Genomic DNA, 22509 nt, shown 5'->3' with positions numbered 1-22509 from the left:
TTTCGCGTGAACGCAATAATAAGTGAATTTATCCGGGGGAGCTTTCCATGCTTGTAACACGTTGCGGCCACAAAGCGAAAGCTGAATAGGACGAACAGTAATAGTACTCGGATCGCAAGAAACGTTCTGGCGGATTTCTTGGATACGAATTTAGTCAAGTGGATGATGGAAACGATGCTCACCTCGCAACAATGGCTTCCGGTCGAGTTGCTCAATATCGGTCTGGCCGCTGCCCTTTTCTTCGCCTGCCTTGTTCACTCGCTGTGGAAGGCCGTGTTCGACGAGCTTAACCCTGTATTCTGGCGCCGGACGGCAGCGTTGCTCTGGGCCGGTATCTTCATTGTCGCGCTGAGCGGCGGAATTGAAAGCTTCAACTGGCCGCAGGCAATTGGTTGGCTTTTGGTTCTCGGCGGCGTTGTCGCGACTGTCACACGTACCGGCATGAGCTATTATCGCCAGTACTGTGCCCACACATCGCGCGCCGTCCATTCGGGTCGCGCCCGGCTTTCGGGACGGTGATCGCCATGTTTGCAAAGACCCTCGAAATGCCTTTGCGGCTCCACCGCCCACATAGCCTGCGCTCGTTCTTTATCCGCGCTTTTGGCTCTGCACTATCCCGTAAACATTCGTAGAGCGTGCACCTGATCGGCAGTAGCTAAGGATGGGCCCTTCGGCTTCGTCCAGTGCTGCTGCCATCGCATCCACATCTTCTTGCGTCAACTGACCGCCGACGACCGGAATATAATAGGTTGCAAGTCCTGCTTTTTCTGCGACGCGTGCAATTTCGCTGAATTCGGGCTGCTGGGGGCCTCCCTCGCCATCGGGCCGGTTGCAGATGATCGTGCGAAATCCCTCTGCAGCGATGTCGCGCACATCGTCGGGTTCGATTTGCCCTGAAACCGAATAATTGTCGTCTATCTGGCGAATATCCATGTTTTCCTCGCTTGCCGCCCAACTTGCGACGGCTTGTCCGGTGGCAACTTACATTAAAGTTGTTTTCATGCCACATGAAACTGCCGGGAAAAATGGGCGCGGTGACGGGAGAGCGGTTGAGATGACGATCCACAAAGTTAGCCGGAGTACTCCACGTATCGCCCACCGTGCGTCGGGCTTCCATGAGGGTGAGCGAGTGGTGCCGGAGGAAGTGCCCGTGGCGGTGAGCTATAACGGTTCTACCCAGGCCGTGATGATGGCTACCCCCGATAATCTTGAGGACTTCGGGATCGGTTTCACCCTTACCGAAAATATTGTGGACGATATTTCCGAGATTGAAACCGTCGAGGTCGTGGCATTTGAGAAGGGCATCGACATACAGATTAGATTGTCTGAACGGCCTGAACAGAGGCTTGCCGCGCGACGCAGGTTCATGGCTGGCCCCGTTGGCTGTGGTCTTTGCGGGATAGACTCGATTGACCATGCGTTGCGGTCCCTACAGGCCTTGGAGCAAAGCGGTCGAACATTTTCTCCCCACGATATTTCGCAAGCTGTCGGATCTCTGGCAGACGAGCAGCGATTGAACTCTCAGACCCATGCCGTTCATGCGGCGGGTTTTTATGTTCCTGGCAATGGGCTTATCGCCGTTCGCGAGGATGTCGGGCGCCACAACGCATTGGACAAACTTGTGGGGGCTGTTTTGCTTATCGGGTGCTCGCCAGAAGACGGTATCGTTGTAATTACCAGTCGCGTTTCTGTGGAAATGGTGCAGAAAGCCGTTATGTTCGGCGCGCCTGTTCTGGCTGCGATCTCTGCGCCAACCGCTTTGGCCATTCGGACGGCTGATGAAGCGAACCTGACGCTTGTTGCACTGGTGCGTGGTGACGACTTCGACCTTTATGCGCATCGTGAGCGCATCATTGGAGAAGGACCGGCCTTTTCTTAAAGGCCGGTCAGCGCACGTTACGCTAACGCAGCAATACGGCTACGCTCACTCACAAGTTGCAAAGCAGCATTCGCTGCTTCCACGCCCTTGATCTTGAAGTGGGCATGGAAGAAATCGTGGTGCTCCTTGCTTTCATGGAAATGATGCGGCGTCAGGACCACGCTGAGCACTGGAACTTCAGTCTCCAGCCCAACTTGCATCATGCCGTTAATGACGGCAGTTGCCACGAAATCATGCCGGTAAATGCCGCCGTCCACCACGAAAGCCGCACCGACGATAGCGGCGTATTTTCCAGTCTTGGCCAGGGTTTTGGCATGAAGGGGGATTTCATAGGCGCCGGGAACGTCGAAAATTTCGACTTCCACATTGGCACCAGCTTTTGCCGAGAGTTCGGCAATAAAGCTTTTGCGGGCCTCATCGACAACATCGGAGTGCCAACGGGCTTGAATAAATGCAATTTTGAATGAAGTCTTGTTCGGATAGCTCTGGTTCATAGGTCCTCACGAAACTAGAATCAGGGCGCACAACAGAACGCATGGACAGTGCCGGAATGACACGATCCTGACGTTCAATCGCTCTCTTCCATCCGGACTTTAACCGTCGGCTCCGGCATCTCACCGGATCTGCTGACCCTGAACCATAACCGAATCGGCATGTGTTCAGGCGCTCGCGGGCTCGAAACTATCGCTTCATACCGCCGGTGGGGAGTTTCACCCCGCCCCGAGAACAAGCCCGCACACCATTGTGCGAGCGGCCTGAAATTATGATCTCCTCGCGGTCTTGTCCAGTATGGCGTGAGAAATTTCCGCGCTGTTATTTCATGGTCGAATCCGCCTTGGAAAATTGCAGCGTCTCAAGCAATTAATCCTTGAATTTCTAGGGAGTTTCTAGGCAGGGAGTGCTACCCATGGTTTATTCGATTGAATTTCTCCCGTTTTATCTTTCGAGCATATTGACACGCCGATGGGGTTTGGGCCTATCCTGTGCGTCACAGCTTGTCTTGGGGATACCTTCGCGTCCCATAAAGACAACGTTGTCAATTCGGGTGAAGCGGCGTAAGAGTAAGATGGAGGATCTCGGTTAGTACGTCGTGAGGGTGGCTGGGCGCAGGCGAAAGCGGCAGCTTTCGCATTTTGTTGCGGCAGTGGAAAAGCGAGGAACCGGATATGCGAAGCAGCCGGTTTCGGATCCGTGCCGAGGAGGCCCGGATGGGAATGACGCGATGGATCGCCGCGCAGAAGCGAGAGCCTGCCCGGATATCCGTTAGTTAGTTTTGTTGGTTTCTACGGGAGGTAGATATGCATAAACTTTTGAAGCTCGCTGCGATGGGTACGGCCGCCTGCGCTTTGCTCGCTGGAATGTCGCCGATTTCCAACGCCCAAGATAAGCAGAATGTTGAAGTTCTGCACTGGTGGACCGCCGGCGGTGAAGCCGCCGCGCTCGACGTTCTCAAGAAGGATCTTGAAAAGAAGGGCATCAGCTGGACCGATATGCCGGTGGCTGGCGGCGGCGGCACGGAAGCTATGACGGTGTTGCGCGCACGTGTCACGGCAGGCAACGCGCCGACGGCTGTGCAGATGCTCGGATTCGATATTCGCGACTGGGCAGAGCAGGGTGCTCTTGGCAATCTTGACGAGATCGCCACCAAGGAAGGATGGGAAAAAGTTATTCCGGCTCCTCTGCAGGAATTCGCAAAGTATGACGGCCATTGGATTGCGGCGCCTGTCAACGTCCACTCCACCAACTGGATGTGGATCAACAAGGCCGCGCTCGACAAGGCTGGCGGCAAGGAGCCTGCAAACTGGGACGAACTGATCGCGCTGCTTGACAAGTTCAAGGAACACGGGATCACGCCTGTCGCTCACGGTGGTCAGCCGTGGCAGGACGCGACAATTTTCGATGCCGTCGTACTTTCCTTCGGTACGGACTTCTACAAGAAAGCTTTCGTCGATCTTGATCCCGACACGCTCGGCAGCGATACGATGAAGCAGGCTTTCGACCGTATGACGAAGCTTCGTTCCTATGTTGACGACAACTTCTCTGGCCGCGACTGGAACCTTGCTTCCGCTATGGTTATTGAAGGCAAGGCCGGTCTTCAGTTCATGGGTGACTGGGCAAAGGGCGAGTTTGTCAAGGCTGGCAAGAAGCCGGGTGAAGACTTCGTCTGCATCCGCTATCCAGGCACGCAGGGCGCGATCACCTTCAATTCCGATATGTTTGCAATGTTCAAGATTTCGGATGACAAGGTCCCGGCGCAGCTGGAAATGGCGTCCGCGATCGAAAGCCCGACATTCCAATCGGCCTTTAACGTGGTGAAGGGCTCTGCCCCAGCCCGTACCGATGTACCTGATACCGACTTCGATGCTTGCGGCAAGAAGGCCATCGCTGACGAGAGGGAAGCGAGCGAAAAGGGTACGATGCTGGGTTCCATGGCACACGGCTACGCCAACCCGGCTGCGGTCAAGAACGCCATCTATGACGTCGTCACACGTCAGTTCAACGGCCAGCTCTCATCTGAAGACGCTGTCAAGGAACTCGTATCGGCAGTTGAAGCTGCGAAATAACAGCGAGAGCGTCCGGGAGTGTTCCCGGACGCCATTATCTCCGTGCTCCAGATGTTGGAAGCGGTGGCAGCAAGAGCCGGAAATCAAAACAATAATTGCATGATGGACGTCTGCATGTTTCCATCGGAGACGGCGGCAGACTGAGCTTATCGGGTGCATTCTGTTGCGCATAATGCTGACGCGTTGGAATGCTGATCAAACAGACGTCCGGACGGACAGCCTGCTGATGTGGGCTAAGCGGGCGACGTAAACAGGGTGGCGCAAATATGCAGCGTAACAGCCGATTACAGGAACTGGTGCCAAAGCTGGTTCTGGGACCGAGCTTTTTGATAGTGCTCGTGTTCGTCTACGGTTTCATAATCTATACCGGCATCCTTTCCCTCACCAATAGCCGAATGCTGCCGTCCTTTGGTTTCGTCGGACTTGCGAATTATACCAAATTATGGGCTTTGCCCCATTGGTGGCGTGCGATCACCAATCTTGCGATTTTTGCCTCGCTCTACATCATTATCTGTTCGGTGATCGGATTATTTCTGGCGATCCTTCTTGACCAGAAGATACGCGGCGAAGGCATCCTTAGGCCGATCTACCTCTACCCGATGGCCCTGTCCTTCATCGTTACCGGAACGGCATGGAAGTGGTTCCTCGACCCAGGCATTGGACTGGAAAACACAATGCATTTATGGGGTTGGGAGAGTTTCTCCTTCAACTGGATCAAGAGCAATACCATGGCAATCTACTGTCTGGTGATTGCTGCGGTGTGGCAGTCCTCCGGATTTGTGATGGCGATGTTTCTCGCGGGCTTGCGTGGGGTAGATAACGAAATCATCAAGGCAGCCCAGATCGACGGTGCGTCAACCGGAACAATCTATCGCCGCATCATCATTCCGTTGATGCGCCCGGTGTTTCTATCCGCTTTCGTGGTTCTCGCTCATCTTGCGATCAAGGCATATGACCTTGTTATCGCGTTGACCGGCGGTGGACCGGGACAGGCCACGGAACTGCCAGCAACTTTCATGTATTCCTACACCTTCACGCGGAACCAGATGGGTATCGGCGCGTCGTCCGCTATTATCATGCTGGTCATGATCTTCTCGATCATCATCCCTTACCTTTATTCGGAAATTCGCGGAGGGTCGCGGTCATGAGCGCCCAATCGCAAGACAATGCCATCAGCAGTGGAAAGCTGACACGGGCGCTGATCTATACCGCGTTGCTGGTCTTCGCTTTCTACTATCTGCTGCCGCTCTATGTGATGCTGGTTAACTCGTTCAAACCCCTCGAGGAAATCCGTCAAGGGGGAATGTTGAACCTGCCGCAACAGTGGACCATCGAGCCATGGCTATCGGCCTGGTCCACTGCCCAGATCGGGGTGCAGCCTACCGGGTTGAAGCCGTTCTTCATCAACTCGATCCTTATGGTCGTGCCGGCGGTTGCTATTTCGACCATTGTTGGCGCGTTGAACGGCTACGTACTGACCAAATGGCAATTTCGCGGCTCAGATATCTTCTTCAGCCTGCTGTTGTTGTCGTGCTTTATCCCATTTCAGATCGTGCTCATTCCTATGGCGCGCGTTCTTGGTTTCCTGGGAATTGCCGGCACGATCTGGGGGCTGATCCTCGTGCACGTGGTGTACGGTATCGGGTTCACGACGCTTTATTTCCGCAACTACTACGAGGCTTTTCCAACGGAACTGGTTCGCGCAGCCCAGATCGACGGGGCAAGCTTTTTCCAGATATTCTGGCGGATTTTGCTGCCATCCTCAGGACCGATCATTGTCGTTTCCGTGATCTGGCAGTTCACCAATATCTGGAATGACTTCCTGTTTGGTGCTTCCTTCTCGGGTGCGAATTCTACCCCGATGACGGTAGCACTCAACAATCTGGTTTCCTCCTCCACCGGCGTCAAGGAGTACAACGTCCATTTTGCAGCAGCCATCCTCGCTGCTCTGCCGACGCTGATCGTCTACATTGTTTCCGGCCGCTATTTTGTACGAGGCCTGATGTCCGGCGCCGTTAAGGGATAAGTTGCAAATGTCTTTTCTGAAAATATCCGACCTCTACAAGTCCTACGGCAATGTTTCGGTTTTGAAGGATATCAATATCGAGATCGACGAAGGCGGTTTTCTGGTTCTCGTCGGGCCGTCCGGCTGCGGCAAGTCCACGCTGCTCAACACGATTGCTGGGCTTGAGCCCATCACTTCCGGGGACATCTCAATCAACGGCAAGTCTATTGCAGGGCTGCATCCGTCGCAGCGCGATATTGCAATGGTCTTCCAGTCCTATGCGCTTTACCCGAATATGACGGTTGCCGGGAACATCGCTTTCGGCATGGAAATTCGCAAGGTTCCAAAGGCCGAGCGTGACAAGGCTATTCAGGAAGTCGCCGACATACTCCAGATCGGTCATTTGCTGGATCGCAAGCCGAGCCAGCTTTCCGGTGGCCAACGTCAGCGCGTGGCCATGGGGCGTGCTCTGGTGCGCAATCCTCAGGTCTTCCTTTTTGATGAACCGCTATCGAATCTCGACGCAAAACTGCGCGTTGATATGCGCACGGAAATCAAACGGCTGCATAGCCGGATGAAGACCACGATCGTATATGTGACGCACGATCAGATCGAGGCGATGACGCTGGCTACCCAGATTGCAGTCCTGAAGGATGGAATCTTGCAGCAGTTCGGCACGCCGGCCGAGATTTATAATAACCCGTCCAACATGTTCGTTGCCGATTTCATGGGCTCCCCAGCAATGAATTTGCTGACAGCACAGGTCGAAAAAAATGGTTCGGGTTATGCGATTAATCTCAAGCGCGGTGAGGGCGAACCGCTCAAGCTTCCGTTGAAGACAGCACCGCAGGGTCTCGGTGCCTATGAAGGCAAGGATATCGTGTTCGGCATCCGCCCCGAGGCATTGACCGATCCCGATGGAGCAGACCGCAATGCCGACGCAATCGTGGAAGGCGACTGCCTTATCGACGTTGTCGAGCCGGCGGGCTCCGACACGTTCGCGGTCACGCGTCTGGGCGGCAAGCATGTCGTGGCACGTCTACGCGCCGATGCCCGCATCACCGCAGGGCAGCCGGCCCGGCTGGCTTTCAATCTCGACAAGTCGGTTTTCTTCGATCCGAACAGTCAGGCCCGCATTCTCTGACCCGTGGCTCGGACAGGGCAGTCTCGGGGTTGCGCATTTCAACCGCTGGAAATGAAAAGAGCGCTTCCAATGAATGGAAACGCTCTTTTTCATGAGTGCCTGGAGGGCAAAAACTTGCTTGGGGCGCGTTAACGCAGGAAATCAAGTCCGAGAAGACCGACTGCGAGGGCAGTGTTGAGCGAAATGATCATCATTCCATAGATGATAGCGGTTCTTGTAATATCGTTCATTTCCTACCTCCTTGAACCGGAGCGGCCCCCCACCCGGTTCGAAGCTTCGTGAAACTGTAACGAAATGTAACAAGCTGTTACGGGAAGCGCAACCCTGTTTTACACAAATGTGAACGGCTGAAATCTCGCGTGAGGCATTCCGGTGCCGGTCTACGGCGATCGTCTTGAGCCTAAACCGCGAGAAATGACTGATTTTATCGCGCATTCACTGCATTGTGACGCCGTTCGGCTAGCAATAATTAGTTGGGCGCTACATAGAATTGCCGATCCTTTCGTGCCCGTTTATTCGGAATATCATCGTGAATCGCATCATTCCTCTCGTGTTGGCCATAGCCCTGTTCATGGAGCAGATGGATTCGAATGTCATCTCGACTTCGCTTCCCGCTATCGCAGCCGATATCGGCACAAGCCCCATTGCGCTCAAGCTGGCGCTGACGGCTTACCTTGTTGCGCTCGCGGTTTTTATTCCCGTCAGCGGCTGGATGGCTGATCGTTTTGGAGCCAAGAATGTGTTTCGGGCGGCGATAGCGGTGTTCGTGGTTGGGTCCGTTGCTTGCGCCGCATCGAATTCACTCACCGCTTTCGTCATTGCACGGTTTTTGCAGGGCATGGGCGGCGCGATGATGACCCCCGTTGGGCGTCTCGTCCTTATTCGTTCGACCCCACGCAGTGAACTCGTTTCAGCCATGGCCTGGCTGACAATCCCTGCGATGGTCGGGCCGCTTGTCGGCCCGCCGGTGGGCGGCTTCATCACGACATTCCTGACCTGGCATTGGATTTTCCTCATCAACGTGCCGATCGGTTTCGTGGGGATCTGGTTTGCCAGCCGGTTCCTTCCAGATAACGACGAGCGCATCGTAAAGCGACTTGATTGGACAGGTTTTTTTCTTTCGGGCATCGCCATGTCCGGGGTGGTGTTCGGACTGTCGGTAGTCAGTCTGCCAGCTTTGCCGCCTGCGGTTGGTTTTACCACCCTTGCAATCGGTGTCGTCTGCACGGTTCTGTATCTACAGCATGCGAAAAGGGTCGACGACCCTTTGTTGAACCTGAAGCTTTTTGATAATCAGGTGTTCCGCGCAGCGGTTATTGGTGGCAGCATTTTCCGGTTTGGGATTGGTGCCATTCCGTTTCTGTTGCCGTTGATGTTTCAGCTGGGTTTCGGTCACACACCCTTTCAATCGGGCATGATGACATTTGTGTCGGCAATTGGCGCGATCAGCATGAAATTCGGTGCAAAGCGCATCTTTGTCCTTGTCGGTTTCCGGCGCGCCCTGATGGCAGGTTCTTTGATCTCGGCCTGCTTCATTGCGGTCAATGGGCTGTTTACGCCAACGACGCCTTACTGGATCATCATTGGTTTTCTGTTGGTGGGAGGCTTTGCGCGCTCATTGTTCTTCACCGGGGTCAACGCGCTGGCCTTTGCGGAAATACCCGACGAAAAGACCAGTCAGGCTACGCCCATCACGGCCGTTGCCCAGCAGGTTTCCATCGCTATCGGGGTCGCATTGGCAGGTGGTATTCTGGAGATCAGCACATCTCTTCGCAGAGCCCACCTCGAACTCGTAGATTTCCACATCGGCTTCTTCGTGGTTGCCGCTGTTTCGGCCTTGGCTTTTCTCTGGTTTGCCCGGCTTGCGCCGGATGCTGGCAAGGAACTAGCCGCGCCGACCGTCAAGAAACACCGTAGCGAGGAGCACGCAACAATAGAAGCTGCGAGTACCTCCACTGGAAAATAAGCCTTAGCCCTTGAAATCGCGAGCGAGCAGATAAAGCTCCACGGACTCGGCGCGGGATGCCGGTGGCTTTACATGATGCACAGAGCGGAATTTCTGCTTGAGCAGTGCCAGGAGTTCGTTTTCGGTGCCGCCCTGGAAAGTCTTTGTAAGAAAATGTCCACCCGGCTTTAGAACCGAAATGGCAAAATCGGCAGCGACTTCGCAAAGATGTACGGTGCGCAGATGATCGGTACGGCGGTGGCCGGTGGTCGGGGCAGCCATGTCCGAAATGACCAGATCGGGTTTGTCTCCCAGAGCTTCCATCAGCTTCCGCGGTGCTTCGTCGTCCAGAAAATCCATTTCCAGCAGAACGACGCCGGGAAGGGGATCGACGTGGAGATAGTCTATGCCAACGACGTGCGGGTCTTCGTCGGTTGAACCGACAACCTTGGCCGCAATTTGGGACCACCCGCCCGGCGCGGCCCCGAGATCGATGATCTTTTGGCCTTTTTTGAGCAGATTATAACGGTCGTTGATTTCAATGAGCTTGTAGGCCGCACGTGAACGATAGCCGTCTTGCTTGGACTTATGCACGTAAGGATCGTTCAGGTGGCGTTGAAGCCAACGGCGCGACGATTCCTTGATCGTGCCTGCCTTTTTCTTCACGCGCACCTGCAGATTGCTGGAGCCCGCGCCCCCGCGACCGCCAGTTTTCACTCCGCTTTTATTGCCGCCTGTCTTGCTCATCATCAGTGCCTGTTTCTAGCGCCTGTTGCGCGATTGTGCCGCCATGCGCCATCGCGCGACATCAGTTCGGTCAAAATGCCTTCACGCAGACCACGGTCGGCAACGAGTAGCTTCTCGCTCGGCCACACTTTGCGTATTGCGTCAAGGATAGCACAGCCTGCCAATACCAGATCGGCGCGATCCGCGCCAATACACGGGTTGGCTACGCGTGCATCAAAATCCCACGACAGCAGGCGGTTGGTCATTTGCGTTACGTCTTCGGCGCCCATCCACATTCCGTCGACTCGCCGACGGTCGTAGCGTTCAAGTCCGAGATGTATTCCGGCCAGAGTGGTCACAGTTCCGGATGTGCCAAGCAGATGGAAGCGCGGGCTGGCGGTAAGGTTCCCAAGGCACTGCCGCTCGGCAAATTGCGCAAGCAGATCGGTTACATGGGAAACCATGGAATCGAAGCTTTCCTGCGTGACATTCCGTCCGCCGAAACGTTCTGCCAGCGTCACGACGCCGACGGGAAGAGACGTCCAGGCCATGATGTGCTCGGCAAGGCGTGGGGACCGTCGACGGGAAACATCGATCAGGGCGATTTCTGAAGAACCGCCGCCAATATCGAACAACACCACGGCATCCGTTTCACGAGTTACCAGAGTGCCGCACCCAGAAACTGCCAGGCGGGCCTCTGTTTGCCGGTCCACGATCTCCAGTTCAAGACCGGTTTCCGCACGGACTCGTTCCAGAAACTGCTCGCCATTCGATGCCGAACGGCAGGCTTCGGTCGCGATCAGCCTCGACCGTCTGATTTTTTTCCCTGCCAGTTTGTCGCGGCAAATCTTCAGCGCTTCCACTGCGCGATCCATTGCATTGTCACTGAGCCGACCGGTGGCGCTCAAGCCTTCCCCAAGCCGCACAATCCGCGAAAACGCATCCACGACCCGGAACTGACCAGGTCTTGTCGGGGATGCTACCAGCAACCGGCAATTGTTGGTGCCGAGATCCAAAGCTGCGTAAAGGGGGGCATCACCCTTGTCGTGCTGCACGCCGTTGCTGGCTCTGGGCGTCTGGCCATTGGTGCCCTTACGCTTGTTTTGGACAGGGACGTGCGGGTTCTCTGCACGCACAGCATTATGCGAAGTCTTGACCGATACTTCAGCTGCCGGCGGCGTCTGAGCACCAAGTTGCCGCGATTGCTTCTTTTTACGTGCACGCCGGCGGCGATTCGAGATTTTCCCGGAAGACCGCTGTTGGTTGTTGCCCGGATCTGTAGCGGCTGGCTTTTGTGACGAGGTTTCAAGGGCTGGCACGGACTTGCCGCGCCGACGCCGACGCGCACGTTTACGCTGGGCCTGCGAACTCGTGCCTTCGGTTTCGTCCTGTGCTTTTGAGCGTCCTGAATCGGATGCACTACGGGCATTACCGATATCTGCAACGGCTTTTTTGCGCGGTCTGCGCTTGCCGTTATCGGACGGATTCCAGGCTTGCGAATTGCCCGATTGTCCGCCGGACGCCCCTTGATGCACCGTTTCTGCGGTGCGCTCGTCGGGGTTCTTCAAGGTTCTTGTCCTTATGGCGCCGCGCGAACCTGTGAGGACGCAAGCAAGGCGCTTCAATTTCTACGTTGTGCATAATGTAACAGTGGTTTTCTGTTTTACCAAGGGGCAGGCTGTCGGGAGCCGCCGGAAAATTTCGAATACACGTATGAAATTTGAACCAACGGCGTGCCGAGGGCTTTCGCTGGTGGCGAAAGCCCTTACGGAACCGACCTGGCTACAGGTTAAATATCGTAAGTATGGGCTGCGTTGATTGTCGCGACGAATTGTTTCGTGCGCTCACGCGTAGGCCGGGTGAAAACTTCGTGTGCGGAGCCGGTTTCAACAATATTGCCCGACTCGAGGAAGACGACATTTTTTGCAATCTTCGATGCAAGCCGCAGATCATGTGTCGCGATCACCATGGTTGTGCCTTCCCGGGCGAGCTTGCTCAGAACATCAACGACCTCTGATGCCAACTCGGGGTCGAGCGCCGAGGTAGGTTCGTCGCATAACAGCACACGCGGCGAGGGTGCCAGTGCACGCGCAATAGCGATGCGTTGCTGCTGTCCACCGGAAAGGGTCGAAGGCCAGGCATCTGCCTTGTGCGCCATGCCCACTTTCGTGAGCAGTTCCATCGCACGTTCCTTGGCCCTGTCCTTCGGCCATTTCAGGACGGTAACGAGTCCTTCCATCACATTCTGGATCGCTGTCTGGTGTGGAAAGAGCTGGAAGTTCTGAAAAACCATACCCGTCTGGCGGCGGATTGACTGGATCGCTTGCCAGCTGGGCTTGCGGTCAGGCTCGAAGCTGAGGCTCTGGCCACCCAGAACAAGAGTGCCGGAGGTCGGTACCTCCAGCAGATTGATGCAGCGCAACAGCGTGCTCTTGCCGCCGCCGGACGGGCCCACAAGCGCGGTTACCGTTCCCTCTGCAATTGCAACGTTGATGTCGTTGAGAATGACCGCGTCGTCAAAACGCTTCACGATGTGTTGCAGCTCGATCATGCGTTTGTCTCCAGCGTGCCGCCATAGCGACCGAAGCGTCGTTCCAGCCGTACCTGCAGGGCAGAGAGAACGGAACTCATCACCAGATAGATCAGAGCCGCTTCGATATAGAGGATGAGAGGTTCATAAGTGGTGGCCACGATGCGTTGTGCTGATTGGAAAAGCTCCGGCACTGTGATTGCGGCGGCGAGCGAGGTATCCTTCACCAGGGAAATGAAGGAATTGGAAAGCGGTGGTACTGCCGTACGGGTCGCCTGTGGCAGAATGGTGCGCGAGAGGGCCTGACGCCAACTCATCCCGATGGAATAAGCGGCTTCCCATTGACCTTTCGGAACGGCTGATATCACAGCCCGGATTATCTCCGAACTATAGGCGCCGACGCTTAGGGTGAAGCCGATTACCGCCGCAGGAAAAGCATCCAGATAGATGCCTGCACTGGGCAGGCCGTAAAAGATTACGAACAACTGCACAAGCAGTGGTGTGCCGCGGAATATCCAGACATAAAAGCGGGCGATGGACGAAAGCCAGAGCGGCGCGAATAGCCGTACAAGTGCTGTCAACAGGCCCAACGTAAGGCCGAAAGCAAAGGACAAAAGAGTGAGGGGGATGGTGAAAATCAATCCAGCCCACAGAAGGGTGGGCAGGGACTCCGCCATTAGTTGAAGCCAGTCGGGCACGTTCTTCGGCTCCTCATCAATATCTAAGCGTCAGACTGAAATGAAGCTGGGCGCTCATATCTTATACAGTCTGGCATTCATGTCGTTGGAATAGTTTTTCGCGCTCACAATAAAACGAAGCCGGAAGTAGCTTCCGGCTTCGCGGCATGAACCGAGACGACGCTTACTTGGAGACGTCCTGGCCAAAATATTTCTGCGAAATCTTGTCGTAGGTGCCGTCGGCCTTGATTTCATCGAGGGCCTTGTTGATGGCCGCCACGAGTTCGTCGTCGCCCTTGCGGACAATAATGCCGGACGCATCCGCATTTTCCTTTTCGGCGACAACCTTGACCGGTGCCTTCGGTTGGTGCTTCTTGAAATCGAGGAATGACAAGCTGTCATTAAGTGTGGCGTCGGCGCGGCCGGTCAAAACCAGCTGGATCGACTGGTCGAAGCCATCAGTAGCAACGAGTTCGGCGCCAGCTTCCTTCGCCAGTTTCCCATAGTTGCTGGTGAGGGACTGAGCCGATTTCTTGCCCTTGAGATCCGCAAAGTCCTTGATCGTATCGTTCTTGTCGTTGACGATCAGAACGACCTTCGAAACGATATAGGGATTGGAGAAGTTGAATTTCTTCTGGCGTTCTTCGGTAATGCCTACCTGATTGATGACGGCGTCATAACGCTTGGCATCAAGACCTGCGATGAGACCATCCCATTTGCCTTCAACGAATTCCGGCTTAACGCCGAGCTTGGCGGCAACCGCTTCACCGATTTCGACGTCGAAACCAACGAGCTTGTTGTCCTTGTCGTGATAGGTAAACGGCGCATAGGTGCCTTCAGTCCCAATTTTCAAGACACCAGCCGACTTGATGGCGTCGAGATTTTCTCCGGCCATTGCGCCAGTGAGGAGAACTGCCTGAATGATGCCTGCGGTAGCGAGAATCTGAGCGAATTTCATTGTGGTATCCGTGATCTGGTTGATGTCCTATTGATCGCAGAAATTTAATTCTAATGATGCGTCGAAACCGGGTCGCAACGTCCCTCAATTGAGAGTTTATTTCTAATTATCAGCGACAGGATGAAATTGTATTCCATCTGGGGTATTTGTCCAGATGAGAAACAGGAAGACGCTTCCATTGATCGTCGGGATTCTGGCTCGCTAAGGTATGCCTCGAAATGAAAACGCCGCCTTGAAGGCGGCGAAATCTTTAGAATGTCGGATTATTCCGGTTTTCCGTACCCGCCACCGGTCGGTGTGACGACGGTGAAGGCTTCACCTGCCTCCAGAACGGTCTGGTCGCAATTGCCAAGCACTTCAACCGAACCGTCCCCGCGGCGCACTTCGTTACGGCCGGTTTGTCCCGCCTCGCCGCCATCGAGGCCGAAGGGCGCCACGCGGCGATGCCCGGAGAGAATGGCGAATTCCAGCCTCTTCAATGCCCGGATCGTGCGCTTGGTGCCGTCGCCAGCGCTCCATTTGCCCTTGCCGCCCGATCCTTCCCGAATGTGGAAATCTTCCAGCAATACCGGAAAACGGGTTTCAAGAATTTCCGGGTCGGTCAGGCGTGAATTGGTCATATGTGTATGCACCGCATCCGCGCCATTGAAGCCGGGGCCGGCTGGTGCGCCCGAGCAGATGGTTTCGTAATATTGATATTCGTCGTTGCCGAATGTCAGATTGTTCATGGTGCCTTGGGCTGCGGCCATCGCCCTGGTCGCGCCAAACAGACAGTTGGTAACAGCCTGACTTACCTCGACATTTCCGGCCACGACCGCTGCCGGATAGCGTGGTGAAAGCATGGAGCCTTCCGGCACGATAATCTTGATCGGGCGCAGGCAACCCGCATTCATCGGAATGTCGCCTTCGACCAGCACGCGGAACACATAGAGCACAGCCGCACGGGTAACAGGTTGTGGTGCGTTGAAATTGTCGGAACGCTGTTCGGACGTGCCAGTGAAATCGACAGTCGCTTCACGCTTTTCCTTGTCGATCGTAACTCGCACTTCGATCTTGCAACCCTGATCCATTTCATAGGTGAAATGGCCATCCGGCAGCTTGTCCAGCACTCGGCGCACGCTCTCGGCAGCATTGTCCTGAACATGGCCCATGTAAGCCTTCACGACATCCTCGCCGAAAAGCCCGATCATCTTTTTCAGCTCGGCAACACCCTTTTCGTTGGCTGCTATCTGCGCCTTCAAATCGTTGACGTTCTGGGTCAGGTTGCGGACAGGATAGGTTGCGCCGGTCAACAGATCAGCCAGTGCATCTTCCCGGAACGTACCCCGGGCCACCAGCTTGAAATTGTCGATATAGACGCCTTCCTGCTCGATATTGACCGCAAGCGGCGACATGGATCCCGGCGAGATGCCGCCAATATCCGCGTGATGTCCACGGCTTGCGACCCAAAACCGGATTACACGATTGTCATCGTCGAAGACCGGCGTGCAGACGGTGAGGTCGGGAAGGTGAGTGCCGCCATTATATGGGGCGTTGATGAGGAATACATCACCGGGCTTGATCTCGCTGTTTTCGCGAATGGCGGTGGCAACCGATGCGTCCATGGAGCCCAGGTGCACCGGCATATGAGGCGCATTTGCAACGAGATTGCCTGCAGCATCGAAAACAGCGCAGGAGAAGTCGAGACGCTCCTTGATATTGACCGAATAGGCAGTGTTCTGAAGCGTCACGCCCATCTGTTCGGCGATGGACATGAAGAGATTGTTGAAAATCTCAAGCATGACGGGATCGGCTTCAGTGCCGATGGCCGTACGGGCGGGAAGCGCCTTGATACGTGTCAGCACCACGTGGTCATGGGCGCTCAGACGCGCCTGCCATCCGTCTTCGATGACGATTGTCTGGTTCTTCTCGATAATGATCGCCGGGCCGGTAACAGTCTGGCCGCGCTGCATCTGTTCGCGCAAGACAACGCCCGCATCGTGCAATTCGCCTTGCGAGAAGAAGCGTGTCCGCTCGGCTGTTGCGGCTTCCAGATCGCTCTCAAGTGATTGCGCGCTTTCGGTTTCACCCGCGCCGCCGCCAACGGCTTCTACTTCGACAGCATCGATAACGAGAGCCTTGTTTTCCGCAATGAAGCCGAAACGGCGCTTATGCGCGGCTTCAAACTCGGCGCGAAGACGGTCGGCGCTGTCCTCTTCGGGGAAGGTGGCTTCAACGGAGAGGACCGTATCGGTGCCTGCATAGCGGATGTGAGCGCGCAGATGTCGTTCAATGGCATCTGCTTCGATGCCTTGTATAGTGAGTTCGGCAACGCATTCCTGCGCAAGTTCTTCGCCTAGCTCCTTCAACGCTTTTGGAGCGTCGATATCGAGTGGGACGCCAAGCGCTTTTTGGCGCGTGGCGCGAATATCAGCAAGGCCCATGCCATACGCTGACAGGAGCCCCGACATCGGATGAAGAAGGATACTTTTCATGCCGAGCGCGTCCGCCACGAGACACGCATGCTGGCCCCCAGCTCCACCAAAGCAGTTGAGGGCATAGCGCGTCACATCGTATCCGCGCTGGACTGAGATTTTCTTGATGGCCTCAACCATATTGGCCACCGCAATTCGGATAAAACCGTCCGCCACTGCTTCAGGCGAACGACCGTCACCGATTTCGGCAGCGAGCGCGGTGAAGAGTTCGCGCACCCGCTCAACGTCTAGAGGCTGGTTCTGTTCAGGGCCAAAGATCGCCGGGAAAAATTCCGGCAGCAGCTTGCCAAGCATGACGTTGGCGTCGGTGACTGCGAGAGGTCCGCCATTACGATAGCAGGCCGGGCCCGGGTTGGCGCCTGCCGAATCCGGACCGACACGGAAGCGCCCGGCGTCGTAATGCAGGATCGAGCCACCGCCAGCGGCAACCGTGTGGATCAGCATCATGGGTGCGCGAACACGAACACCAGCCACTTCCGTCTCGAAAGCACGTTCATATTCGCCGTCGAAATGGGCCACGTCTGTAGAAGTGCCGCCCATGTCGAAGCCGATGACTTTCGGGAAACCGGCCGTTTCGCCGGTGCGGGCGAGACCGACGACACCGCCCGCCGGACCGGAGAGGATGGCGTCCTTGCCCTGAAAGAGATCCGCCGCCGTAAGGCCGCCCGACGACATCATGAACATGACGCGCGCGCCGGTGCGCTCGACATCCAGTTCGTTTGATACCTGTGCAACGTAGCGGCGGAGAACGGGTGACAGATATGCATCAACGACGGTGGTGTCGCCCCGTCCGACCAGCTTGATCAGCGGCGAAACTTCATGGCTGACAGAGACCTGCTCAAAGCCAAGGTCGCGCGCAATGCGAGCAATTTCAGCCTCATGCGCGGGGAACTTATAAGCATGCATGAGGGCGATGGCGATGGATTTGTAGCCCTGTTCTTTCAGTGCGACCAGTGCGCTTTCGGCTTCGGCGGGATCTAGCGCCGTTTCAATTGTCCCGTCAGCCTGTACGCGCTCATTCAGTTCGATCACCTTTTCGTAGAGCGCCTCCGGCTTGATGATCTCGGTTGCAAAGATGTTCTTGCGTTCCTGATAGCCGATGCGCAGCGCATCGCGAAAGCCTCTGGTGGTCACCAGCGCCAGCCGCTCGCCCTTGCGCTCCAGCAGCGCATTGGTGGCGACTGTCGTGCCCATACGGACTTCTCCGATGATTCCGGCGGGGACCGGATCGCCGGCTTTCAGGCCCAGATGTAGGCGAATGCCCTGGACGGCAGCATCCTTATAGGCAGACGGGTTTTCGGAGAGAACCTTGCGCGCATGAAGCTGGCCCTGTGGATCGCGCCCGATAACGTCGGTAAATGTGCCGCCGCGGTCGATCCAGAAATCCCATACTCCACGTCCCGTTCCGCTCATTATCGGCTCCCTCATCCAATGCAACTGGTGCATTTTGACATCTTTTCAGAATTTCATAGTCCCACTTTATTGACAAAATGTCGATAAGATGGTGACATAAAATACACATAAATGAGGGAGCAGCAAGAATGGGGAAGAAAAGGGACGGTGAAGTAACTGCGACGTTCTCCACCGAGATTCGGGAAGCGAGTTTCGAGGAAGTTGCGCTGCCCAAGCATCTGCGTCCTGTTGCTTCGATTGGCCCCATCGTTTCATCCGCCCATCTCGCTGAAGGCGGTTCACCCGGCATGTCCGAGGTCGAGTATGGCCTTATTCTCGCGTCTCATGCGTTTTCCCGTTGGATGGTACGTTGCATGGCTGCGGCAGGATTGCCGGGTCTTTCCCCTATCGAAGTGCTTATTCTCCACTCGATCCGCCATCGGGATCGCGAAAAGAAACTGGCCGATATCTGCCTCGTTCTCGATATTGAAGACACGCACATTGCAACTTATGCCATTCGCAAGCTTGAAAGTGCCGGCTTGCTGACCACCGGCAAGGCTGCCAAGGAAAAAACGGTAAAGATCACCGCCAAGGGGGCCGAAGCTTGTGCGCGTTATGCGCAGATTCGGGAGCGTCTTCTGGTCGATTCCACTTCCAATGCACGACCTTCGGAAGAAACGCTTTCGGAGGTGGCGGCCCTTTTGCGATTCATGTCCGGCGCATTCAATCAGGCCACGCGGTCTGCCATCACACTTTAAGAGGGTCAGAGTTTGAGCGGAACCGAATTGAGTGAGCCAGTTTCAAAGCCTTTGCTGACCGTCGATGGCCTCAGTGTCGAATTTGGGGCAAGCCGTGTCGTTGACGATTTGAGCTTTTCGGTCCATCCCGGTCGGACGTTGGCTGTGGTGGGGGAATCCGGTTCAGGCAAGTCGATTACGTCGCTTTCCATCATGCGGCTTGCCGATATGAGCGGCGCGAAGTTCCCCTCAGGTCGAATTATGTTGGGCGAGCGCGATCTGCTCAAGGCTGACCAGAAGACGATGCGAAGCATTCGCGGCAAGGAGATCGCCATGATCTTCCAGGAGCCGATGACTTCGCTAAACCCGGTTTTCACTATCGGCAACCAGATATCCGAAGTTCTGATGCTGCACGAGGGCATGACCCAGCAGGCGGCGCTTGCAGAAGGCAAGCGACTTCTCGAAATGGTGCGGCTTCCGGATGCGGAAGGACTGTTGAAGCGCTATCCGCACCAACTCTCCGGCGGTATGCGTCAGCGTGTCATGATCGCCATGGCGCTCGCCTGCCGCCCGAAATTGTTGATTGCCGACGAGCCGACGACCGCTCTCGATGTGACCATTCAGGCCCAGATACTGCACATTATCAGGGAGTTGCAGCAAGAGCTTGAAATGGCGGTAATTTTCATCACGCATGACATGGGTGTGGTGGCGGAAATGGCCGACGATGTCATCGTGATGTGGAAGGGTAAAAAGGTAGAGGAAGGTCCAGTCGGACAGATTTTCTCAAAGCCGCAGCATGCCTATACCAAAACGCTGCTGTCGGCGGTGCCGAAACTTGGCAGCATGACGGGCGAAGCCTTTCCCAAGCGAATGCCGGTCATGACCATGCGCGACGGTGTGCCGGTGGTGGCAGGGGAGGAGCGCAATCAGGACACTGCGCGCTACGATAGCAAGCCTCTCCTCTCTGTTGACGATCTCTATGTGCGCTTCCCGATCAAGAAGAACCTGTTCGGCAAGATCACGCATGTCTGCAACGCGGTATCGAATGTCGCCTTCGATATCTATCCGGGCGAGACACTGGCGCTGGTTGGTGAATCCGGTTCGGGCAAGTCGACCATAGGGCGCACAATCCAGCAACTTCAGACACCATTGTCCGGGGATATTCGCTTCAACGGCAAGGCATATTCGGCAATGAGCGCGGCCGAACGCTATGCAATGCGCCGTGAAGTCCAATATATCTTTCAGGATCCGTTCGCATCGCTCGACCCACGCAAGACGATCGGCTTTTCCATTGCCGAACCCATCCGTACGCATGGCCTTCTCGATAATGACAAGGCGATCAATGCGCGCGTTGCGGAGTTGCTGGAGCGTGTCGGTCTTGGCCCGGAACACGCCAGGCGCTATCCGCATGAGTTTTCGGGCGGTCAGCGTCAACGCGTTTGCATTGCGCGTGCGCTTGCTTCCAGGCCGAAGCTCATCATTGCCGACGAAGCGCTTTCAGCGCTGGATGTCTCCATTCAGGCGCAGGTCATCAATCTGTTCATGGACCTGCAGAAAGAGCACGATCTGGCCTATCTCTTCATCAGTCATGACATGGCGGTGGTCGAGAAGATGAGCCATCGGGTCGCGGTTCTCTATCTCGGCCAGATCATGGAGCTTGGTTCGCGCCAGCAGGTTTTCGAAACCCCATCACATTCTTACACGAAGCGGCTTCTGTCGGCTGTGCCGATTGCCGATCCGACTGCGCGGACCAAGCGACCTGCGCTGGAAGGTGAAATTCCAAGCACGACCCGCCTGATCGACGACAAACCGGCGATTTATAAACATCGCGAGGTCGCAGCCGGGCATTTTGTAGCTGAAACTGCCTGAACCATAAAAGCTTAACGAAACCCAAAGGGGAAAACAATGATAAGGAAAACACTCAAAGCCGTTTTCATGGCTTCCGCATTGTCGACGGCTGTGTTTGCATCTGCTCCGGCGTTCGCTGCCGGAAAGCTCACCATTTCGTCCCCGCAGGACCCGGGCAGTTGGGACCCGATCGACACTTTCCTCGTCAATTGGGCTTCTGTCGCCACCAATATTTTCGATGGCCTTGTCTATCGTGGACCGGACCTCAAGATTGTCCCGGCACTCGCGACTTCGTGGGAAGAACTGGACAAGGGCAAGCGCATTCGCTTCCATCTCCGCGAGAACGTCAAGTTCCAGAACGGTGAGCCTTTTAATGCGGACGCCGTCAAATTCACCTTCGAGCGTCTGTTGGGCGATGAAGGAGCGAAAGGTCCTCAGCGTTCCAACTATATTGCAATCGAAAAGGTGGAAGTGATCGACGAAAAAACCGTCGATTTTCATCTGAAGGCGCCCGATCCGGTTCTTATCACCAAGCTGGCCGGTTACGGCGGCATGATTGTTCCGCCAAAGTACATTCAGGAAAAGGGCGACGATTATTTCAATATGCACCCGGTGGGGACCGGGCCGTTCAAGTTCGTCTCATATGAGCCGAAGGTAAACATCAAGCTTGAGGCTTTCGCAGACCATTGGGGTGGTGCGCCGAAGCTTTCGGAACTCGAATATCGCTTCATAACCGAGCCTTCGACCGCCGTTGCCGAACTTCAGGCCGGTCGCGTCGATCTGGTTATCCCGCCAACCATTCCAATTGGAATGATCCCGACAATTCAGGGCGACCCAAAACTGGAGCTGGTCACCGCTTCTGGGCCTACGGTTTATGCCTTGCGCTTCAATACCGCTGACGGCATCACCAAAGACGAACGCGTGCGCAAGGCGCTGATTATGGCGGTGGATCGCGATGCGATCATTCAGTCCATTCTGGCAGGTCAGGCGGAAGCGATTGCCAGCTTTCAGGGCTCGTTATCCTTCGGCTTCGATCCGAATATGAAGCCGCTGCCTTACGATCCGGAAGGTGCGAAGAAGCTTCTCGAAGAAGCGGGCGTTCAACCCGGCGCAACCGTGCAGATCGATGTGCGCGGGCAGGAGGCAAGCTTCAATGAAGTGGCGCAGGCAGTTGCGAGTTTCCTGCAAATGGTTGGTATCAACGCAACCATCAAGCCTTACGATACCAACGTCCTTTTGAACGACATCATCCCGCAGGGCAAGACGGGTGCCATGTTCCAGCAGTCCTGGGGCGGTTGGACCTTCGACTACGACAACACTGCCTATTCGATGTATCATTCCGGCGAGAAGTGGAATCCCTACGACAAGGACGAAAAGCTGGACAAGATGCTCGAAGCACAGCGTTCGGTTCTTGACCGTGGGGAGCGTGAAAAGCTCCTGCAGGAAATCGCGCATTACGCAGCCGACCGCGCACTCGAAATGCCGCTCTATAACCTCAAGGCGATCTTCGGCGTCAACAAGCGCGTGAAGAACTTCGTTCCGGTTCCCGACAGCCGTCTGCGGTTGACGGACGTTACCGTTGAGTAAGCAAGAATGACAATACGGCGAGCCGGATATGTCCGGCTTGCCG

The 22509-nt window shown here is 55.7% G+C and carries 18 protein-coding genes and 1 riboswitch; of the genes, 10 read left to right on the top strand and 8 right to left on the bottom strand.

The genetic code is table 11. The features are described from left to right. Positions 1 to 162 precede the first annotated feature (162 nt). Complete coding sequence (locus tag ACOWVS_RS08935; protein ID WP_021587277.1) at positions 163 to 519, top strand: hypothetical protein; 357 nt, start codon at positions 163 to 165, stop codon at positions 517 to 519. 69 nt (positions 520 to 588) lie between these two features. On the opposite strand, the gene ACOWVS_RS08930 is transcribed toward ACOWVS_RS08935, so the two are convergent. Beyond that, a complete protein-coding gene (locus ACOWVS_RS08930) occupies positions 589 to 933 on the bottom strand; it encodes a TIGR01244 family sulfur transferase (protein ID WP_006469075.1) in 345 nt (114 codons plus the stop codon). A 121-nt stretch (positions 934 to 1054) separates the two neighbouring features. Between ACOWVS_RS08930 and fdhD the strand changes: the two genes are divergently transcribed. Next, positions 1055 to 1879, top strand: coding sequence for a formate dehydrogenase accessory sulfurtransferase FdhD (fdhD, locus tag ACOWVS_RS08925; RefSeq protein ID WP_031346983.1), 825 nt, complete (start codon positions 1055 to 1057; stop codon positions 1877 to 1879). A 17-nt stretch (positions 1880 to 1896) separates the two neighbouring features. Here the strand turns inward: fdhD and ACOWVS_RS08920 are convergent, their stop codons facing one another. Further along, positions 1897 to 2373 carry a 6,7-dimethyl-8-ribityllumazine synthase gene (locus tag ACOWVS_RS08920; RefSeq protein ID WP_006469073.1) on the bottom strand — a complete coding sequence of 159 codons (477 nt, stop codon included), beginning with the start codon at positions 2371 to 2373 and terminating at the stop codon, positions 1897 to 1899. A 76-nt stretch (positions 2374 to 2449) separates the two neighbouring features. Then, positions 2450 to 2611, bottom strand: a riboswitch (FMN riboswitch). Between the two features lie 566 nt (positions 2612 to 3177). Between ACOWVS_RS08920 and ACOWVS_RS08915 the strand changes: the two genes are divergently transcribed. The 5 genes from ACOWVS_RS08915 (at position 3178) to ACOWVS_RS08895 (ending at position 9558) form a co-directional block, all read left to right on the top strand. Continuing rightward, the gene (locus ACOWVS_RS08915; protein WP_075041859.1) at positions 3178 to 4443 is read left to right on the top strand and encodes an ABC transporter substrate-binding protein; all 1266 of its coding nucleotides are present in this window, start codon (positions 3178 to 3180) and stop codon (positions 4441 to 4443) included. A gap of 266 nt (positions 4444 to 4709) precedes the next feature. Continuing rightward, positions 4710 to 5591, top strand: a complete 882-nt coding sequence (locus ACOWVS_RS08910; RefSeq protein WP_006469069.1) for a carbohydrate ABC transporter permease — start codon at positions 4710 to 4712, stop codon at positions 5589 to 5591. Further along, positions 5588 to 6469 (top strand): carbohydrate ABC transporter permease, encoded by an 882-nt coding sequence (locus tag ACOWVS_RS08905; RefSeq protein WP_075041860.1) that lies wholly within the window; start codon positions 5588 to 5590, stop codon positions 6467 to 6469. Before ACOWVS_RS08910 ends, ACOWVS_RS08905 begins: the two co-directional genes overlap by 4 nt. A 7-nt stretch (positions 6470 to 6476) precedes the next feature. Continuing rightward, entirely contained in the window at positions 6477 to 7592 is a 1116-nt protein-coding gene (locus ACOWVS_RS08900; RefSeq protein ID WP_006472655.1) for an ABC transporter ATP-binding protein, read from the top strand. Between the two features lie 529 nt (positions 7593 to 8121). Next, a complete protein-coding gene (locus ACOWVS_RS08895; protein WP_075041861.1) occupies positions 8122 to 9558 on the top strand; it encodes a DHA2 family efflux MFS transporter permease subunit in 1437 nt (478 codons plus the stop codon). 3 nt (positions 9559 to 9561) lie between these two features. On the opposite strand, the gene ACOWVS_RS08890 is transcribed toward ACOWVS_RS08895, so the two are convergent. The 6 genes from ACOWVS_RS08890 to ACOWVS_RS08865 all read right to left on the bottom strand — a co-directional run bounded on the left by ACOWVS_RS08890 (position 9562) and on the right by ACOWVS_RS08865 (position 18330). Next, positions 9562 to 10284 (bottom strand): RlmE family RNA methyltransferase, encoded by a 723-nt coding sequence (locus ACOWVS_RS08890; protein WP_006472653.1) that lies wholly within the window; start codon positions 10282 to 10284, stop codon positions 9562 to 9564. A gap of 2 nt (positions 10285 to 10286) precedes the next feature. Continuing rightward, complete coding sequence (locus tag ACOWVS_RS08885; protein WP_006469063.1) at positions 10287 to 11831, bottom strand: Ppx/GppA phosphatase family protein; 1545 nt, start codon at positions 11829 to 11831, stop codon at positions 10287 to 10289. Positions 11832 to 12052: 221 nt separating this feature from the next. After that, positions 12053 to 12814: an amino acid ABC transporter ATP-binding protein gene (locus ACOWVS_RS08880; protein ID WP_006469062.1), complete on the bottom strand. Its 762-nt coding sequence runs from the start codon at positions 12812 to 12814 to the stop codon at positions 12053 to 12055. Continuing rightward, positions 12811 to 13491: an ABC transporter permease subunit gene (locus ACOWVS_RS08875; protein ID WP_006469061.1), complete on the bottom strand. Its 681-nt coding sequence runs from the start codon at positions 13489 to 13491 to the stop codon at positions 12811 to 12813. Before ACOWVS_RS08875 ends, ACOWVS_RS08880 begins: the two co-directional genes overlap by 4 nt. A 163-nt stretch (positions 13492 to 13654) precedes the next feature. Beyond that, positions 13655 to 14428 carry an amino acid ABC transporter substrate-binding protein gene (locus ACOWVS_RS08870; RefSeq protein ID WP_006469060.1) on the bottom strand — a complete coding sequence of 258 codons (774 nt, stop codon included), beginning with the start codon at positions 14426 to 14428 and terminating at the stop codon, positions 13655 to 13657. Between the two features lie 263 nt (positions 14429 to 14691). Next, positions 14692 to 18330, bottom strand: coding sequence for a hydantoinase B/oxoprolinase family protein (locus ACOWVS_RS08865; protein WP_170873262.1), 3639 nt, complete (start codon positions 18328 to 18330; stop codon positions 14692 to 14694). A 113-nt stretch (positions 18331 to 18443) separates the two neighbouring features. Here ACOWVS_RS08865 and ACOWVS_RS08860 point away from each other — a divergent pair, with 113 nt between their 5' ends. Genes ACOWVS_RS08860 through ACOWVS_RS08850 form a run of 3 tightly spaced genes read left to right on the top strand, consistent with a single transcriptional unit; the run spans position 18444 to position 22466 of the window. Beyond that, on the top strand, positions 18444 to 19052 hold the full coding sequence (locus tag ACOWVS_RS08860; protein WP_006469058.1) for a winged helix DNA-binding protein: 609 nt from the start codon (positions 18444 to 18446) through the stop codon (positions 19050 to 19052). 12 nt (positions 19053 to 19064) lie between these two features. After that, positions 19065 to 20900, top strand: a complete 1836-nt coding sequence (locus ACOWVS_RS08855; protein WP_006469057.1) for an ABC transporter ATP-binding protein — start codon at positions 19065 to 19067, stop codon at positions 20898 to 20900. A gap of 36 nt (positions 20901 to 20936) precedes the next feature. Beyond that, a complete protein-coding gene (locus ACOWVS_RS08850; RefSeq protein WP_006469056.1) occupies positions 20937 to 22466 on the top strand; it encodes an ABC transporter substrate-binding protein in 1530 nt (509 codons plus the stop codon). Positions 22467 to 22509: the final 43 nt, after the last annotated feature.

The organism is Brucella sp. IR068, from assembly GCF_049065885.1.
GTDB lineage: Bacteria > Pseudomonadota > Alphaproteobacteria > Rhizobiales > Rhizobiaceae > Brucella > Brucella intermedia.
The sequence above is the reverse complement of the archived record's forward strand: the minus strand, read 5'-3'. Positions and strand labels throughout refer to the sequence as shown.

Excerpts from the sequence above, each read along its gene's own strand:
- ACOWVS_RS08935 (WP_021587277.1), top strand. The coding sequence starts at position 163 with ATGATGGAAACGATGCTCACCTCGCAACAATGGCTTCCGGTCGAGTTG.
- ACOWVS_RS08930 (WP_006469075.1), bottom strand. The coding sequence starts at position 933 with ATGGATATTCGCCAGATAGACGACAATTATTCGGTTTCAGGGCAAATC.
- fdhD (WP_031346983.1), top strand. The coding sequence starts at position 1,055 with ATGACGATCCACAAAGTTAGCCGGAGTACTCCACGTATCGCCCACCGT.
- ACOWVS_RS08920 (WP_006469073.1), bottom strand. The coding sequence starts at position 2,373 with ATGAACCAGAGCTATCCGAACAAGACTTCATTCAAAATTGCATTTATT.
- ACOWVS_RS08915 (WP_075041859.1), top strand. The coding sequence starts at position 3,178 with ATGCATAAACTTTTGAAGCTCGCTGCGATGGGTACGGCCGCCTGCGCT.
- ACOWVS_RS08910 (WP_006469069.1), top strand. The coding sequence starts at position 4,710 with ATGCAGCGTAACAGCCGATTACAGGAACTGGTGCCAAAGCTGGTTCTG.
- ACOWVS_RS08905 (WP_075041860.1), top strand. The coding sequence starts at position 5,588 with ATGAGCGCCCAATCGCAAGACAATGCCATCAGCAGTGGAAAGCTGACA.
- ACOWVS_RS08900 (WP_006472655.1), top strand. The coding sequence starts at position 6,477 with ATGTCTTTTCTGAAAATATCCGACCTCTACAAGTCCTACGGCAATGTT.
- ACOWVS_RS08890 (WP_006472653.1), bottom strand. The coding sequence starts at position 10,284 with ATGAGCAAGACAGGCGGCAATAAAAGCGGAGTGAAAACTGGCGGTCGC.
- ACOWVS_RS08880 (WP_006469062.1), bottom strand. The coding sequence starts at position 12,814 with ATGATCGAGCTGCAACACATCGTGAAGCGTTTTGACGACGCGGTCATT.
- ACOWVS_RS08870 (WP_006469060.1), bottom strand. The coding sequence starts at position 14,428 with ATGAAATTCGCTCAGATTCTCGCTACCGCAGGCATCATTCAGGCAGTT.
- ACOWVS_RS08865 (WP_170873262.1), bottom strand. The coding sequence starts at position 18,330 with ATGAGGGAGCCGATAATGAGCGGAACGGGACGTGGAGTATGGGATTTC.
- ACOWVS_RS08860 (WP_006469058.1), top strand. The coding sequence starts at position 18,444 with ATGGGGAAGAAAAGGGACGGTGAAGTAACTGCGACGTTCTCCACCGAG.
- ACOWVS_RS08850 (WP_006469056.1), top strand. The coding sequence starts at position 20,937 with ATGATAAGGAAAACACTCAAAGCCGTTTTCATGGCTTCCGCATTGTCG.